This window comes from Halorubrum tibetense (assembly GCF_042661865.1).
In the GTDB taxonomy this organism is placed as follows: Archaea; Halobacteriota; Halobacteria; order Halobacteriales; family Haloferacaceae; genus Halorubrum; species Halorubrum tibetense.
In genome coordinates this window covers 1-15,093 of record NZ_JBHSWW010000043.1, presented here as the reverse complement: position 1 = coordinate 15,093, position 15,093 = coordinate 1, and the positions used below count along the sequence as shown (strand labels likewise).

Annotated in this window: 14 protein-coding genes; 4 read left to right on the top strand and 10 right to left on the bottom strand. The window is 66.8% G+C overall.

Going from position 1 to position 15,093, the window contains the following annotated elements:
- Positions 1 to 163 precede the first annotated feature (163 nt).
- From ACFQEU_RS05055 to ACFQEU_RS05045, 3 genes are all read left to right on the top strand, one after another.
- Positions 164 to 3,130, top strand: coding sequence for a DEAD/DEAH box helicase (locus ACFQEU_RS05055; RefSeq protein ID WP_379779896.1), 2,967 nt, complete (start codon positions 164 to 166; stop codon positions 3,128 to 3,130).
- A 114-nt stretch (positions 3,131 to 3,244) separates the two neighbouring features.
- A complete protein-coding gene (locus ACFQEU_RS05050; protein ID WP_379779894.1) occupies positions 3,245 to 4,219 on the top strand; it encodes a YncE family protein in 975 nt (324 codons plus the stop codon).
- An 81-nt stretch (positions 4,220 to 4,300) separates the two neighbouring features.
- Entirely contained in the window at positions 4,301 to 4,732 is a 432-nt protein-coding gene (locus ACFQEU_RS05045; RefSeq protein ID WP_379779892.1) for a PLD nuclease N-terminal domain-containing protein, read from the top strand.
- 23 nt (positions 4,733 to 4,755) lie between these two features.
- On the opposite strand, the gene ACFQEU_RS05040 is transcribed toward ACFQEU_RS05045, so the two are convergent.
- The 10 genes from ACFQEU_RS05040 to ahaH form a co-directional block, all read right to left on the bottom strand.
- Complete coding sequence (locus tag ACFQEU_RS05040) at positions 4,756 to 5,211, bottom strand: DUF6276 family protein (RefSeq protein ID WP_379779890.1); 456 nt, start codon at positions 5,209 to 5,211, stop codon at positions 4,756 to 4,758.
- Positions 5,212 to 5,303: 92 nt separating this feature from the next.
- Positions 5,304 to 6,002: a V-type ATP synthase subunit D gene (locus ACFQEU_RS05035; RefSeq protein ID WP_379779888.1), complete on the bottom strand. Its 699-nt coding sequence runs from the start codon at positions 6,000 to 6,002 to the stop codon at positions 5,304 to 5,306.
- A gap of 3 nt (positions 6,003 to 6,005) precedes the next feature.
- Positions 6,006 to 7,424, bottom strand: a complete 1,419-nt coding sequence (locus ACFQEU_RS05030) for a V-type ATP synthase subunit B (protein ID WP_379779886.1) — start codon at positions 7,422 to 7,424, stop codon at positions 6,006 to 6,008.
- A gap of 2 nt (positions 7,425 to 7,426) precedes the next feature.
- Entirely contained in the window at positions 7,427 to 9,187 is a 1,761-nt protein-coding gene (locus tag ACFQEU_RS05025; protein ID WP_379779884.1) for an ATP synthase subunit A, read from the bottom strand.
- Position 9,188: 1 nt separating this feature from the next.
- Complete coding sequence (locus tag ACFQEU_RS05020) at positions 9,189 to 9,518, bottom strand: V-type ATP synthase subunit F (protein WP_379779882.1); 330 nt, start codon at positions 9,516 to 9,518, stop codon at positions 9,189 to 9,191.
- Positions 9,515 to 10,561 (bottom strand): V-type ATP synthase subunit C, encoded by a 1,047-nt coding sequence (locus ACFQEU_RS05015; protein ID WP_379779880.1) that lies wholly within the window; start codon positions 10,559 to 10,561, stop codon positions 9,515 to 9,517. The genes ACFQEU_RS05020 and ACFQEU_RS05015 overlap by 4 nt, the downstream gene beginning before the upstream one ends.
- Entirely contained in the window at positions 10,558 to 11,136 is a 579-nt protein-coding gene (locus ACFQEU_RS05010) for a V-type ATP synthase subunit E (protein WP_379779878.1), read from the bottom strand. Before ACFQEU_RS05010 ends, ACFQEU_RS05015 begins: the two co-directional genes overlap by 4 nt.
- Positions 11,137 to 11,154: 18 nt before the next feature.
- The gene (locus ACFQEU_RS05005; RefSeq protein ID WP_379779876.1) at positions 11,155 to 11,406 is read right to left on the bottom strand and encodes a hypothetical protein; all 252 of its coding nucleotides are present in this window, start codon (positions 11,404 to 11,406) and stop codon (positions 11,155 to 11,157) included.
- A 241-nt stretch (positions 11,407 to 11,647) separates the two neighbouring features.
- Positions 11,648 to 13,927 carry a V-type ATP synthase subunit I gene (locus ACFQEU_RS05000; protein ID WP_379779898.1) on the bottom strand — a complete coding sequence of 760 codons (2,280 nt, stop codon included), beginning with the start codon at positions 13,925 to 13,927 and terminating at the stop codon, positions 11,648 to 11,650.
- Between the two features lie 21 nt (positions 13,928 to 13,948).
- On the bottom strand, positions 13,949 to 14,287 hold the full coding sequence (gene ahaH / locus ACFQEU_RS04995; protein ID WP_379779874.1) for an ATP synthase archaeal subunit H: 339 nt from the start codon (positions 14,285 to 14,287) through the stop codon (positions 13,949 to 13,951).
- A 199-nt stretch (positions 14,288 to 14,486) separates the two neighbouring features.
- Between ahaH and ACFQEU_RS04990 the strand changes: the two genes are divergently transcribed.
- Positions 14,487 to 15,093, top strand: a 607-nt coding sequence (locus tag ACFQEU_RS04990; protein ID WP_379779872.1) for a nucleotide-binding protein, incomplete at its 3' end; no start/stop codon positions are given.

Here is a 15,093-nt window from a genome sequence, read left to right as displayed (position 1 = left end):
GCGAGGTTCCTGAGACGTCCCATATCGCCAGACGGCGTCCAAATCCCGTGAAATCAGCGATACGATCCGCAGACGGCGTCGGCGTTCAACGGAGCACTTATAAGCAATCCACGTACAGCGACGGGCTTAATCACCCGAGTCCCCAACTTCCGACGATCAGAGAATGGCGGAACCGTCGGGGATGGACGCGTTCGCACACCTCGGGAGCGAGGTTCGTGAGGCGCTCTCCGACCAGGGATTCAGCACCCCAACTGAGCCACAACGAAAGGCGATCCCCCCGCTCGCAGCCGGAAAGAACGCGCTCGTCCTCGCGCCGACCGGAACGGGGAAGACGGAAACCGCGATGCTTCCGGTCTTCGACGCGATCGTCGACGACCGCGACGCGCCGGGCGATCAGCCCCGCGAGGGGATTTCCGCCCTGTATATCACCCCGCTGCGCGCGCTCAACCGCGACATGATGGACCGGCTGGAGTGGTGGGGCGACCGGCTCGACGTCGAGGTCGCGGTGCGCCACGGCGACACCACGCAGTACGAGCGGAGCAAACAGGCCGACGACCCGCCGGACGTGCTCATCACCACGCCGGAGAGCCTCCAGGCGATCCTGACGGGGTCGAAGATGCGCCTCGCGCTCGAGGACGTCGCACACGTCGTGATCGACGAGGTCCACGAGCTCGCCTCCGCCAAGCGGGGCGCACAGCTCACCGTCGGGCTCGAACGACTCCGTCGCGTCGCGGGGTCGTTCCAGCGAGTCGGGCTCTCGGCGACGGTGGGGTCCCCCGACGAGGTGGGCCGGTTCCTTGTCGGCTGCGGGAGACGTGACCCGGAGCGCGAGGGCGATCGGGCGTTCGAGACGGTCGAGGTCGCAGCCGGAACCCGAACCGACGTGCGGGTGCTCGACCCGGAGATCACCGACCGCGATTCTCGGTTGGCCGGCGAGCTGGCGATCGACGAGACGACCGCGAGCCACGTCCGGACGATCCGGGAGATCGTTGGTCAGAACGAGTCGACCCTGATCTTCGTCAACACGCGTCAGACCGCCGAGGCGCTCGGATCGCGGTTCAAGACGCTGGCAGAGCGGGAGCGGACCGACGGGACCGACGACGACACGACTGACACGGCCGACGACGAAACGGTCGACCCAACCGAGATCGAGGTCCATCACGGCTCGCTCTCGAAGGACGTGCGGATCGACGTCGAGGACCGGTTCAAGACGGGCGAGCTCGACGGCCTCGTCTGCACCTCTTCGATGGAGCTCGGCATCGACGTGGGGCGGGTCGACCACGTGGTCCAGTACGGGAGTCCCCGCGAGGTCGCGCGCCTGCTCCAGCGGGTCGGGCGGGCCGGCCACCGCCGCGATCTCGTCTCCGAGGGGACCGTGGTGACACAGGGGGGCGACGACACCCTCGAGGCGATGGCGATCACCCGGCGCGCCGGCGCGGAGCTCGTCGAACCGGCGAACATCCACCACGGCAGCCTCGACACCGTGGCCAACCAGGTGGTCGGGCTCGTGATGGACGACGGGGAGATACACGCCCGGGAGGCGTACGAGACGGTGACGAACGCCTACCCGTTCCGTGACCTCTCGGAACCGCGGTTTCAGGAAGTAGTCCGCGAGCTCGACGGGAACCGCCTACTGTGGCTCGACGAGGAGCGCGACACCCTCGAGAAGTCCGGCGGTACCTGGCAGTACTTCTACGCGAACCTCTCGATGATCCCCGACGAGTCCACCTACGAGGTGTACGACATGTCCTCCCGGCGGGGGATCGGCACCCTCGACGAGCGGTTCGTCGTCAACTTCGCCGGGCCGGGCGAGACGTTCATCCAGCGCGGCGAGATGTGGCGGATCACGGCCGTCGACGAGGAGGAGGAGCGCGTCGAAGTGACGCCGATCGAGGACCCCGCCGGCGAGGTACCCTCGTGGATCGGTCAGGAGATCCCCGTCCCGCGGCCGGTCGCCGAGGAGGTCGGGCGGCTCCGTGGGGAAGTCGCCGCCGCGCTCGCGGCCGGCTCGACACCCGAAGCCGTTGCGAACGACCTCGCGGGCCGGTACCCAGCCGACACAGACACGGTCACGACCGCTATCGAGTCGGTGACCGACCACGTCGAGGCCGGCCATCCGGTCCCGACCGACGAGCGGATCGTGATCGAGGGGAGCGCACGGACCGTCGCCGTGAACGCGACGTTCGGCCACGAGGTCAACGAGACGCTCGCGCGGCTGCTCGCCGCGCTCGTGGGGCAGCGGGCGGGGTCGTCGGTCGGGATGGACGTCGACCCCTATCGGATCGAGTTCGAGGTGCCGCGCGGCGTTGACCCCGGCACGTTCCGGGAGGTGCTCGAGACGACCGATCCGGACCGACTGGAAGCGTATCTCGAACTCGCACTGAAGAACTCCGACGCGCTCAAGTTCACGCTCGCACAGGTCGCTGCGAAGTTCGGGTCAGTCAAGCGCTACCGGGAGGGACGCGGGAAGTTCGGCGGCGACCGGCTGCTCGCCGCACTGGAGGGAACGCCCGTCCACGACGAGGCGCTCCGGGAGGTGTTCCATGCCGACCTCGCCGTCGAGGAGACCGCCGGGATCCTCGCTGAGATCCAGTCTGGGGACGGCTCCTCCGCCGGAACACGCCTCGCGACCGCCCGCGAGCGGACCCCGCTCGGCACCGCAGGGCGGTCGGCCGGCAGCGAGTTCCTCGTGCCGGAGAACGCCGACGCCGACGTGATCGAGACGATCAAAGAGCGGATCCGAAACGACCGGGTGATCCTCGCGTGTCTCCACTGTACCGACTGGAAGCACACGACGAAGGTGCGTCGTGTTCGCGACCAGCCGGAGTGTCCCGAGTGTGGATCGACCCGGATCGCCGCGTTGAACCCGTGGGACGACGAGACGGTCGCCGCGGTGCGGGCCACCGAGAAGGACGACGAACAGGAGCGGCGGACGAAACGCGCCCACCGCGCGGCGAGTCTCGTCCAGACGCACGGGAAGCGGGCCGTGATCGCGATGGCCGCCCGCGGCGTCGGCCCGCACAACGCCGCCAGAATAATCAACAAGCTCCGGGAGGACGAAGAGGAGTTCTACCGCGACGTGCTCCGCCAAGAGCGCGAGTACGCCCGCACCCAGTCGTTCTGGGACTGAGACGGAGGACCTGAAGCGAACCTAAAAACAGGGAAGAGCCCGAAAAACCGGAACGGCCCCCAGCCGCGTTCCGCTTCCGTCCATCTTTTGTGACCGCCGACCGATCCCCTGATCATGACCGATGACAGGCTGGTCGTCCTCAACAAGGACAGCGACTCGATCGCCGTTATCGACCCGGACACCGGAGAGACGGACACCGTCGTCGAGACCGATTTCAACCCCCACGAGGTGACGGTCGGCCCTGACGGGTCTGTCATCTACGTGACTTGTTCGCTCGGCGGCTCGTTACTCACGATCGACACCGACGACTGGACCGTCAAAGACCGGTTCGAGCACGAGTCGTTCGACTTCCCGCACGGGCTCGCAGTGCGGGGGACGGCCGACGAGCTCTGGCTCGCTTCCACGTACTCCTCACAGGTGTTCGTCTTCGACATCGCCGACCCGATTCCGACGCTGATCGACCACTTCCCGACCCACCAAGACAAGTCCCACATGGTGGCGCTGACGCCCGACGACGAGACCGCCTTCATCGCGAACATCGGCGGCGACAACGTCACCGCCATCGACGCCGACACGCGCGAGATCAGCGCCGATATTCCAGTCGGCGAGGGCCCGGAGGGGATCGCGGTCCACCCCACAGCGGGCCTGCTCGTCGCCAACCAAGAGGACTCGCGCCTCTCCGTCGTCGACCCCGAAACGTTCGCGGACGAGGGGATCGCAGTGCTCGGCGACACGCCGATCCGCGTCGTTCCCTCGCCAGACGGCGAGTACGTCCTCGTCCCGAACCGCGAGGGCGACGACGTGAGCGTGATCGAGGCGGAGTTCGTCCGTGACGGCGAGGTGCGCCCGTGGGAGGTAGCGCGGATCCCCGTCGGGATCTGGCCCGGCGGCACTACCTTCGCGCCCGCCGGCGACCGCGCGTTCGTCGCCAACAACAAGACCAACGACGTGAGCGTGCTCGCCGCGCCCGAGGCGAGCGATGACGCCGAGAGCGACCGGGAGAGCGAGGCGCCCGTCCCCGACTGGACCGAAGTCGACCGCTTCGAGACCGAGCTCCACCCGGACGGGATCGCGTACGTCGAGCGCTGAGCCGATCCCCCCGTCCCCCCACCACCTGCCACCGACGGCAAGCGACCCGGACGCTTATATCGACGCGGTCGAAGCGGGAGTATGGACCCGTTCCTCGCCGCGATACTGATCGGGCTCCCGCTCGCGTGGCTCGTCGGGTTCGCGGCGTACGCCTATCTTGACGCGCCGAACTACGGGATGAACCCGGAAAAGTGGGCAGCGATCTCGTTTTTCGTCCCGCTGTTCGGCTTCTTCGCGTACCTGTTCGAACGGAGCGAAACCGAGTACGATCCCGAAGAGGACCCGTACGCACAGGGACAGCGGTTCGAGGTCCACGAATCACGACGGGGCGAGACGATCCTCGACCCGGGGGGCGACGACCCCGACGAGAAGCGAGCGGGGGACACTGGGGACCGCGACACGACCGACGGGAAGCGCGACACGACCGACGGGAAGCGCGACACGACCGACGGGAAGCGCGACACGACCGACGAGGACGACGAGTGGAACGATCCGCCGGGCGTCGATATTTGAGACGTTCCCGCGCAGACGACGGCTCAAAGGAGATCCAGCAGCGCGGCCCGTCGCCGGTCGAGATCGAAAGCGGCCTCCGAAGCGTCGAGCCGGTTCAGGAAGGCGAACACGTCCGCCCCCTCCCGTTCTGCGTGGTCGATGAGCGCCTCGATCGACGCCCGGTTGAGCGCGAACGACTCCAAGCAGCCACAGAGCAGCGCGAGCGCGACCCCCGCCTCCCCGCTGGGAAAGGCGGGATCGACCGTCGAGAAGTCGGGTGGGGAGGTCGAGCCATCGGTTCCCTGCGACCCCGTGGCTGCTCCGGCGGCCGCTCCGTCCGCCCCCGCTCCGTCCACCGCCGCGTCCGCCCCCGCTTCGACGGCCGGTTCCGTCCGGAGACACCGCGTACAGATCGCGCTCTCAGTGGCGGGTGCGTGCTCGCGAAGAGGAGGCGGAACGCTGAACGCGACGACCGCGGCGTTACAGTGTGGACAGGACATACCCGTCGGTGAGCGACGCGAGAACGTAAATCGACGGGACGACGCTCGGAAGGAATCGAAGCCGGTGAACGGAGAGTGAACGGAGAGGCAGATCAGGCGTCGGCGGCGCCCGCGGCCGCCTCCGCGTTGGCTTCGGCTTCAGCTTCGGCCTTCGCTTCCTTTTCTTCCTGCTCTTTCTTGTCCTTGATCTTCTTTAGCCGGAAGATCTCTTCACGCTCCTGCTCTTCCAGCTTCTGTTCGATGTACTCCTGGTTCTCGTACAGCTGCGGGAGGAGCGTGAACTCCAAGGCGTTCACGCGGCGCTTCGTCGTCTCGATCTCTTCCAACATCTTCTTCATCGCCGTCTCCACCTCGGCGGCGAGGATGACCGATTCGAGCAGCTCCTCGTAGGCGTCGGCGGCCTCGTCGATCCGCGCGGAGGAGCCGAGCAGGCCGTAACCGCGCTCGTCGAGGCTCTTTTTTACCTTCGAGGATTCGATCTGCGGGACGACGACACCCATGATGTTCTTCGACTGCGTGGTGATCTCTGGGTGTTCCTTCAGCGCCGCGGCCGCACCGCGGACGGCGACGTCACCCTCCATCGCGCGCGCCATGTCGATCTTCCGCTGGGCCGTCTCGTAGTCCTCGGACATGCCAGATCGAACGTCCTGTGCCTGATCGAGGATGTCCATGAACTCCATGATGAGACCGTCACGCTTCTGTTCGAGGGTATCGTGACCGCGCTCGGAGAGCTCGATACGATCCTCGATCGCCATCAGGTTCTTGCGCGTGGGTTTGACGTCCTTGGCCATGGGTTAGTCCGCCGCTTCGACGGTTTCCGGTTCGGCGTCCTCGTGGTAATGCTCCTCGATGAACTCCTCGTCGATCCGGTTGAGCGCGTCCTTCGGCAGCATCGAGAGCAGCTCCCAGCCGATATCCAGCGTCTCCTCGATGTCCCGGTTCGTGTCGAACCCCTGGTCGATGAACTCCGACTCGAACCGATCCGCGAAGTCGAGGTACTTGTTGTCGAGGTCCGACAGCGCCTCGCGACCGACGATGTTCACGAGGTCGCGGAGGTCCTCTCCCTCCGCGTACGCCGCGAACATCTGGTCTTTCACGTCGGCGTGGTCCTCGCGGGTGAGCCCTTCACCGATCCCGTCGTCCATCAGCCGTGACAGGCTTGGAAGGACGTTGATCGGGGGCTGCAGGCCCTGGCTGTTGAGGTCGGGGTCGACGTAGATCTGTCCCTCCGTGATGTACCCGGTCAGGTCCGGGATCGGGTGGGTGTCGTCGTCGCCGGGCATCGTGAGGATCGGGATCTGCGTCACCGATCCGTCACGACCCTCGATCCGACCCGCACGCTCGTACAGCTGCGCCAGGTCCGTGTACATGTACCCGGGGTAGCCACGCCGCCCGGGGACCTCCTCGCGAGCCGCACCGATCTCGCGGAGCGCCTCGCAGTAGTTGGTCATGTCCGTCAGGATGACGAGGACGTGGTAGTCCTTCTCGAACGCGAGGTACTCGGCAGTCGTCAGGACCATCCGCGGCGTGACCGTCCGCTCGACGGCGGGGTCGTCCGCGAGGTTCATGAAGACGACGGAGCGCTCCAGCGCGCCGGTGCGCTCGAAGTCCTGCATGAACTCGTTGGCCTCCTCCTGGGTGATACCCATCGCGCCGAAGATGACGGCGAACTCCGAGCCCTCCTCGTCGTCGCCTTCCTCTTCTTCGGGCACGCTGGCCTGTCTGGCGATCTGCATCGCCAGCTCGCTGTGTGGCTGGCCCGAGCTCGAGAAGATAGGGAGCTTCTGGCCGCGGACGAGCGTGTTCATGCCGTCGATCGCGGAGACTCCCGTCTGGATGAACTCCTCGGGGTACTCCCGCGAGTACGGGTTGATCGCCGCGCCGACGATATCCTGTCGCTCCTCCGGAACGATCTCCGGACCGTCGTCTATCGGCCGTCCGGAGCCGTCGAGCACCCGTCCGAGTAGGTCCTCGGTAACGGGCATCTTCATCGTCTCGCCCAAGAATCGGACGGACGCCTTCTGGTCGATACCGGAGGTGCCCTCGAACACTTGGATGGCCACGAGGCCGTCCGAGGATTCGAGCACCTGGCCGCGCAGCGTCTCTCCCTGTGCCGTCTCGATCTCGACGATCTCGTCGTAGCCGATCGCCTCGTCGACTTCGGCGTACACGAGGGGGCCGCTGATCTCAGTGATTGTTTGGTACTCTTTCATGATCAGTAGAGACTCCGGATCTCCTCGGTGATCTCCGCTTTGAGGTCCGCGATGAACTCCTCGTAGTCCTCCTGAACGCCGATGCGGTTGATCCGCGGGGCGGCCTCCGTGGAGACGAGGTCTTCGACCGGCACGCCCGCTTCCAGCGCGTCGAACGCCTCGTCGTGGAACGTCTCGATCGTCGTCAGGATGAGGTACGTCTTCTCGGGCGGACAGTACGTGTCCACCGGGTGGAACGCGTTCTGCTGGAGGTACGCCTCACGCAGGTAGCGGGCGACCTCCAGGGTGAGCTGCTGGTCGTCCGGCAGCGCGTCCTTCCCGACGAGCTGGACGATCTCCTGTAGCTCCGTCTCCTCGTCGAGGATGTCGACGGCCCACTGCCGCTTCTCCGCCCAGTCCTCCTCGACGTTCTCTTCGAACCACGGGTCGAGCTGGTCTTTATACAGCGAGTACGACTCGTTCCAGTTGATCGACGGGAAGTGGCGTCGTTCGGCCAGATCCGCGTCGAGCGCCCAGAACGTCTTCACGATACGCAGCGTGTTCTGTGTGACCGGCTCCGAGAAGTCGCCGCCGGGCGGGCTCACCGCGCCGATGGCGGAGACGGACCCTTCCGTCCCGTTGATGTTCTCGAAGTAGCCGGCCCGCTCGTAGAACTGTGCCAAGCGAGCGGCGAGGTAGGCGGGGTACCCCTCCTCGCCGGGCATCTCCTCCAGCCGCGAGGAGATCTCCCGCATCGCTTCCGCCCACCGCGAGGTGGAGTCGGCCATCAACGCCACGTCGTACCCCATGTCGCGGTAGTACTCCGCGATGGTGATCCCCGTGTAAATACAGGACTCACGCGCCGCGACGGGCATGTTCGAGGTGTTTGCGATGAGCGAGGTCCGCGCCATTAGCGGGTTGCCGTTGGCGGGGTCCTCGAGCTCGGGGAAGTCCTCGATCACTTCCGTCATCTCGTTGCCACGCTCGCCACAGCCGACGTAGACGATGATGTCCGCGTCGGCGTATTTCGCGAGCTGGTGCTGGGTGACCGTCTTCCCGGAGCCGAACGGGCCCGGGATCGCGGCCGTCCCGCCCTTCGCGATCGGGAACAGTCCGTCGAGGATGCGCTGGCCGGACACCAATGGCTGACGCGGCGTGCGCTTCTCGACGGTCGGCCGTGCCTCGCGCACCGGCCACTCCTGATGCATCGAAATCTCCTCGCCGGTGTCGAGCTCGACGACCGTCTCGGTGACGGTGAACGAGCCCGACTCGATGGCGACGACCTCGCCGCCCTCGGAGTCCGGCGGCACCATGACCTTGTGGTCGATGGTGACCGTCTCCTCGACGACGCCGACGACATCGCCGGCCGCGACCTCGTCGCCCGACTCGACGGTCGGCTCGAACTCCCACTCCTTCTCGAGGTCGATGCCGGGGGCGTCGACCCCGCGGTCGAGGTAGGGACTTCCCATCTTGCCCTCCAACACGTCCAGGGGGCGCTGGACACCATCGTAGATGGCGTCCAACATCCCCGGACCAAGGTCGACCGACAGCGGCTCGCCCGTGTTCTCGACGGGTTCGCCGGGGCCGACCCCGGAGGTCTCCTCATACACCTGGATCGTCGTGATGTTGCCCTCGATCTCGATCACTTCCCCCATGAGTCCTTCGTCGCCGACGTAGACGACGTCGTTCATGCGGGCGTCGAGGTCGCGGGCGCTCACGACCGGACCGCTCACGCTTTGGATGACACCGTCACCGGTGGTCTCCGTGGATTCTGCCTTGCTCATATTAGTCCTCCTCCTCCATCAGGTCGATCCCGATGGCTCGTTTGATCTGGTCGCGGAGCCCGCCGCTGCCGGCACCGTCGGCGCCGAGCGTCACGAGGACGGGCTCGATACTTCCCTCGACGCGCTCGCGGGTCCCCCGCGAGAGGTGGTCGAGGTCCGCGTCGTGCATCACGATGATGCCGGTCTCCTCGTCGTCGAGCGTGCGCTCGACGGCGTCGTCGAGCCGCTCGTCCTTCTCGTCGTCCGGCACGTTCTCGAACTTCCGGACGCCAGCAAGCCGGAAACCGGTGGTGAACTCCGGGCTGCCGATCACGGCGATCTCTTGGCTCATGTTATCACCAGCTCCGATTCGATCTCGTCGGCCGACAGTCCGGCCTCCTTGCCGCGAGCGATCGCTCGGATGTTCTCGACCTCGCGCTCCTTCGCGAGGATGTACGAGATCACCGGGGTCACTGACACCGGGTGGATCGTTCCGAGCCGATCGCCGTACGCCAGCAGTGCAGCGTCCGTGGCGTGCTCGAACGCGATAAGGCTGTCCGCCTCTTCGAGCTCGCGCAGCGCGGGCCCGAGCTCGTCGGCGTACTGGCTGTCGGCGATGTACTCGACGAGCTCGTCGAGGTTCCGCGCGAGGCGGGCAAGCGTGTCCCGGGTGAACAGGTCGCCACCCTCGATGAAGTACGCCGCCGGATCGATGTCCGCCCCGGACCGGGCGAGACGCAACGCGTTGTCGGCGTTGCGGAAGTCGACCTCGGCTTTGAGGAACGCCTCGTACTGCCGGGTCGGCTCGTCGCCCGGCAGGTTCGCGAGGAGTCGTTCGTAGAACGCGCGATCGACGGCGTTCTCGAGCGGCACGAGCGTATCGGTCTCCTCGTACTCCACGTACGCCGCTCGCAGCGGATCACCGTAAATCGTGTCCTCGAGCACCTCGACGACCGCCTCGATCGAGTCGGCCTCGAGCAGCCGACGGATGCGGCGATCGTCGAACTCGCCGGCACGGATGAGGTCGACCTCGACCGCCTCCTGACCGGCGTCGGTGTAGATCCCGCGGATCACGGTTTTCACGTTCCACGCGTCGAACTTCCGGAGATAGCGGGCGACGAGGTCGTACAGCCCACCCTCGCTCCAGTCGAGGATCCCCTCGAACTGCTTGGCGAGGTTCCGGTTCAACGCGTACTCGATGAGGTCGACGCCGGCATGCCGGCTCCCCAGCGCGTTGATCTCCGTTTCGTAGCTCGATTCCTCCATGAATCGGGCGATCTCGGCGGGACTCATCCGGACGAGCTTACGGTACTCCTCATCCCCGTACAGCGAGCCGCGGCGGGCGCGAACCCGCGCGACGACGTACTCCGGGTTCGAGCTGCCGACGGCGCTCATTGGTCGAACAGTCGCTCCGAGATGTTCTTCAACTCGTCGTCCCAGACCGTCTCTAGGATCGAGTCGAACGTGTTGTTCACGCGGACGCGGGAGGTGTCGCTCTCGGCGACGACGCCGCCGAGACACTCGACCTCGCCGTCGACCTGGGCGGTACGGCCCGCGACGAGCTCCTCGAGGAGCTCGACGTCCTCCGTGCGAGTGTAGACGGCGACCTCCTCGTCGTCGTCGAACTCCGCCAGCGTGGCATCGAGCAGAGCTTCGGTCAGCTCACGGCGGCGGTCACCGTCGAGCTCCTCGATGGCGGCCTCGACGCCGTCGTACACGTCCTCAAGGACGTCTCGGCGGGCGGAGAGGCGCTCCTGTTTGGCTTCGAGCTTCGCCGACGAGAGGGTCTGCTCGCGCTCCTGGTCGATCTGGCTCTCGACCTTCGCGAGCCGCTCCTCACGGATACGCTCGGCGTCGGCCTCCGCCTCCGAGATAACCTCTTCGGCGTCCGCCTCGGCCGCCTCGCGTATCTCCTCTGCACGCGCGCGGGCTTCGTCTCGAACGTCCTCAACGACGGTTTCCAAACTCATTGGTGGAAAGGGAGCCGCTTAGACGATGAAGACGACGACGAGCGCGAGAATGACGATCGTCTCGGGAAGGACCGTCAGGATGAGCCCGTTGACGAACAGGTCATCGTCCTCAGCCATCGCGCCGACGGCGGCGGACCCGATCCCCCGCTCGGCGTATCCTGCACCGAGCGCGGCGAGCCCGACGGCGAGCGCGGCCGCGGCGTCGGCGTCAGTCAGTGTTCCCCCAGCCTCCAGTACGACGTTCCCGAGTTCGTTGGTAGCTTCAAGCATTGGTAGTAGTTGCAGTTGCTCGTCTCCGAACAGTACGTAGTTGCCGCCACGGGAGTCATAAAGCTTCCCAAAACGACCGACCGGAACCGCCGGGAGACGGGGTCTCACAGGTGTCAGTCCGGGTTGTTCGGTCTTCGAGGTCGAAACGGAAGCGGCCGTGACCGACGGTTCGGGACGAGCCGGGATCGAGAGGAGTCAACCAAACTGATCGAGAGGGTCGAATGACCCGTTCGAGCCGCCGCTACTCCTCGGACGTGTAGGTCCGTTCGTAGCCGAACGGCGCGTAAGGGTCGCCACCGCCCTCGTAGAACTTGCCGAAGAACTCGACGTATTCGAGGCGGATCCCCTGAATACCGGCGGCCGTGATGCCGAGTAGGAGGACGACGATATGTCCGACGATGGCAACGAGGACCGCGCCGACTAGCGCGACGATCCCGACGAGCCCGATCGAGCTCGGGTCGAACGCGGTCGACATCCCCGCGAAGACGAGCTCGTAGGAGGCCGGATCGGCCTGGACCTCGGCGAGCCGCTCCGCGCTGAAGATGAAGTGGAAACTCCCGGAGCCGCCGTCGTCGATGTACGCGCCGAACGCGAGCAGGTTGACGGCGAGTGCCATCCCACCCTTCGCGAGCAGCACCGCCATGATCCGGGCGTACGAGACGACGTTAACGACCGGCGAGAGCACCTCGACGACCTCGGCCGGCTCGCCGATCGCGAGCAGGACGAAGCCGACGAACGCCGCGATCAACCCGAGAACGCCGACGAGCTCCGGGAAGCCGGCAAACTCGACAGCGCCGAACGTCAACACCGCGACGGAGTCGAACAGGAACTCCGGTTTCGGCCCCGTGGCCGCCAAGTCGAGCTCGGCGACGTTCGCACCGACGAGCGGGATCGTCACGTCGGGCCGGAGGAACTCGGGACGGACGCCCGCCGCCTGACTGCTGAAGATCCAGACCCAGATCCCGTTGAGCAGCAGCAGCCACGACGCGCTCTCGTACATCGCGTGTTTCAGGTCGTGGAGCTGGTAGTTACTCACGAACGAGAGGACGTACCCCACGTTCAGATGCAGGATGCCGAACAGCACGCTCATCACGAGCCACGCGAGCGCCCACTCACCGGTACCGGGCGAGAGCCCCTTCGAGACCTCCCACGACTCGATGCCGAGCAGCGGGTACGCGTGGTAGCCGAACAGGTCGATCCCGTAGTAGATGCCGAACAGGATCGTGAACGCGCCGGCCCAGATGGCGACCGCGCCCATCTCGCGGAACGCGCCGTCGTAGTTGGCGTACAGGTACCAACCGACGGCGGCGTACAGGACGCCGTAGCCGATATCCCCGATCATGAACCCGAACATCAGCGGGAACGTGAGGAAGACAAGGAGCGTCGGATCGAACTCCGAGTACTTCGGCCGGCCGAACCCTTGAACGAGGAGCTCGAACGGACCGGCCGCCTTCCCGTTGTTCTGGACGACCGGCGGGTCTTCGTCCCCGTGAGTAGCGTGGCCGCCGTCCGTGGCTGCCTCGCGTTCCGTTGCCTCCGCGTGCTCGGGAGTCGCGTCAGCGCCCCCGCCCGCGACCGACTCGGTGTGGTGGTCGCCGTCGGGGCCGAACTCCGCCCGCTCCAGCTCCTCGACCTCGGCGTGGTCGCCGACCGCGTCGGCGATGCTCGCGGCGAAGTCGGGGAACGTCGCCGTCGGGATCCACCCCTCGGCGACGAACGCGTTCTTCGTGGTCGCGAACGACAACGGCGCCTCCTTCTTCTGTGCCTCGATGGTGAGCTGCTCTTCGGCGCGGAGCAGGAACCCCGCCGCCTCCTCCTTGACGGCGTCGAGCTCCGCGTCGATCTCGTCGAGCTCCGCCTCGAGCTCGGCCCGCTCGCGTTCGAGCTCGGCGACGTACTCGCTCGGGCTCGCGTCCGCGTCGGGCACCTCGAGCATCGCGATGTCGACGCCGACGAAGGCATCCTGAAGGAACCCGTCGTCGGCCCCGTCGGCCGGCGCGGCGAACGCGGCGACGACACCTCCGCCCGAGAACGTCTCGTGAGCGGCGACATCCCCGGCGGCGGCGAGTGCGTCCTCGACCGCCTCGAGTTTCGCCTCGCCGACGACGACCTCCAGCGAGTCGTAGCCACGGAGGAGGTCGAGCGCGATACCGAGGTCGGCGAACGGCTCCATTCGGTCGATCTCCTCTTGGCGGTCGCGGATCGACGCCCGGAGGTCGTCACGCCGATCGTCGAGCTCGTTCACCCGCTCGCGGGTGCGTTCGAGCTCGGCCGCCAGCTCGTCGTCGTCGACCGACCCGACGGCGTCGAGGTCGTCGGCATCGACGTCGAGGATGCTCTCGAGCGAGCGGACCGTGACGAGTCGCTCGTTGACTCCCTCGGCACCCGCGAGCGAGTCGCCGGGTTCGAACCCGTCGTAGCGGCCGTCGTACTCGCTGACGTGGAGCGAGTGGTGTTCGTACGCCGCCTCGATGACGTCGTCGATGACGCGTTTCGACCCCGTCACCGACACCTTGCTCATCCGTTCGGGTCTAAGAACCATTCATTCCCCCGTGTGGCGCAACACCGCCTCCTCGAAGCGTTCGACGCCGTAGTCGATCGCGTCGTCCGTGCGGTCGCGAGCGGCCGATTCGAGCGCTTCGCGGTCCTCCTGGCCCGCGGCGAGTATCTCCTCGCGACGCGCTTCGATCTCCTCGCGGGCGGCTTCGAGCCGTTCCTCGGCCTCGGCGTCCGCCTCCTCCTCGGCCTCGGCGCGGATCTCGGCCGCGCGCTCTCTGGCCTCGGCGAGGCGCTCGTCGGCGTCCGATTCCGCCTCCGCAATGATCTCGTCAGCCTCCGTTTCAGCCTCCTTTATCCGGTCGAGCACCTCTGGTCTCGCCATTCTACTGATCGCTTCAACGTCTACGAGCGACGTATAAGGTGTTTGCGGAACCGCGTGGGCGGGTACGCGGGGCCTGGGACAACGATCCTACCGACCGTCCCGGCGAGACACCAGCCGTCTCGGCGAGACGCCGGCCGTCCGGTCGACGGATGGACCGTCGCCGCCTACATTTAAGTAGCAGTCGCCGGACCCTGACGGTATGGCAACGGTGTATGCGGTCGCGTCGGCGAAGGGTGGCGTCGGGAAGACCACCACGACCGCGGCGGTGGCGACCCTACTCGCGGGATCGGGCGCCGACGTCGTCGCGATCGACGCGGACATCGGCATGGCGAACCTCGCCGACGCGCTGGGGATCGATCCCAGTGGGACGACGATCCACGACGTGCTCGCCGGCGACGCGTCCCCCACCGATGCGGTTCACGCGGGGCCGGCTGGCCTCAGGGTCATCCCCGGCGAGACCGACCTGGACGCGTATGCGGCCGCCGACCCGTCGAGGCTCTCGGACGTCGTGGAGGCGTTCGACGACGCCGACTACGTCCTCATGGACGCCGGTGCGGGGCTCTCACACGACTCGACGCTCCCGCTCGGGATCGCCGACGAGTCGCTGCTCGTCTCCACTCCGGAACGGAGCGCACTCGGTGATACCGAGAAGACCCGGCAGCTGGCCGAGCGGATCGGCGGCCACGTCGCCGGGGCGGCGATAACCCGCGTCGATAGCGGGTCCGACGACGCGGCCGACGACGTCGTCGGCGAGCTCCTCGACACGACGGTGTTGGCCCGGATCCCGGAGGACACGGCCGTCGGGG

Coding starts and splice junctions, on each gene's coding strand:
- ACFQEU_RS05055 (WP_379779896.1), top strand. CDS start 164: ATGGCGGAACCGTCGGGGATGGACGCGTTCGCACACCTCGGGAGCGAG.
- ACFQEU_RS05050 (WP_379779894.1), top strand. CDS start 3,245: ATGACCGATGACAGGCTGGTCGTCCTCAACAAGGACAGCGACTCGATC.
- ACFQEU_RS05045 (WP_379779892.1), top strand. CDS start 4,301: ATGGACCCGTTCCTCGCCGCGATACTGATCGGGCTCCCGCTCGCGTGG.
- ACFQEU_RS05040 (WP_379779890.1), bottom strand. CDS start 5,211: ATGTCCTGTCCACACTGTAACGCCGCGGTCGTCGCGTTCAGCGTTCCG.
- ACFQEU_RS05035 (WP_379779888.1), bottom strand. CDS start 6,002: ATGGCCAAGGACGTCAAACCCACGCGCAAGAACCTGATGGCGATCGAG.
- ACFQEU_RS05030 (WP_379779886.1), bottom strand. CDS start 7,424: ATGAAAGAGTACCAAACAATCACTGAGATCAGCGGCCCCCTCGTGTAC.
- ACFQEU_RS05025 (WP_379779884.1), bottom strand. CDS start 9,187: ATGAGCAAGGCAGAATCCACGGAGACCACCGGTGACGGTGTCATCCAA.
- ACFQEU_RS05020 (WP_379779882.1), bottom strand. CDS start 9,518: ATGAGCCAAGAGATCGCCGTGATCGGCAGCCCGGAGTTCACCACCGGT.
- ACFQEU_RS05015 (WP_379779880.1), bottom strand. CDS start 10,561: ATGAGCGCCGTCGGCAGCTCGAACCCGGAGTACGTCGTCGCGCGGGTT.
- ACFQEU_RS05010 (WP_379779878.1), bottom strand. CDS start 11,136: ATGAGTTTGGAAACCGTCGTTGAGGACGTTCGAGACGAAGCCCGCGCG.
- ACFQEU_RS05005 (WP_379779876.1), bottom strand. CDS start 11,406: ATGCTTGAAGCTACCAACGAACTCGGGAACGTCGTACTGGAGGCTGGG.
- ACFQEU_RS05000 (WP_379779898.1), bottom strand. CDS start 13,927: ATGAGCAAGGTGTCGGTGACGGGGTCGAAACGCGTCATCGACGACGTC.
- ahaH (WP_379779874.1), bottom strand. CDS start 14,287: ATGGCGAGACCAGAGGTGCTCGACCGGATAAAGGAGGCTGAAACGGAG.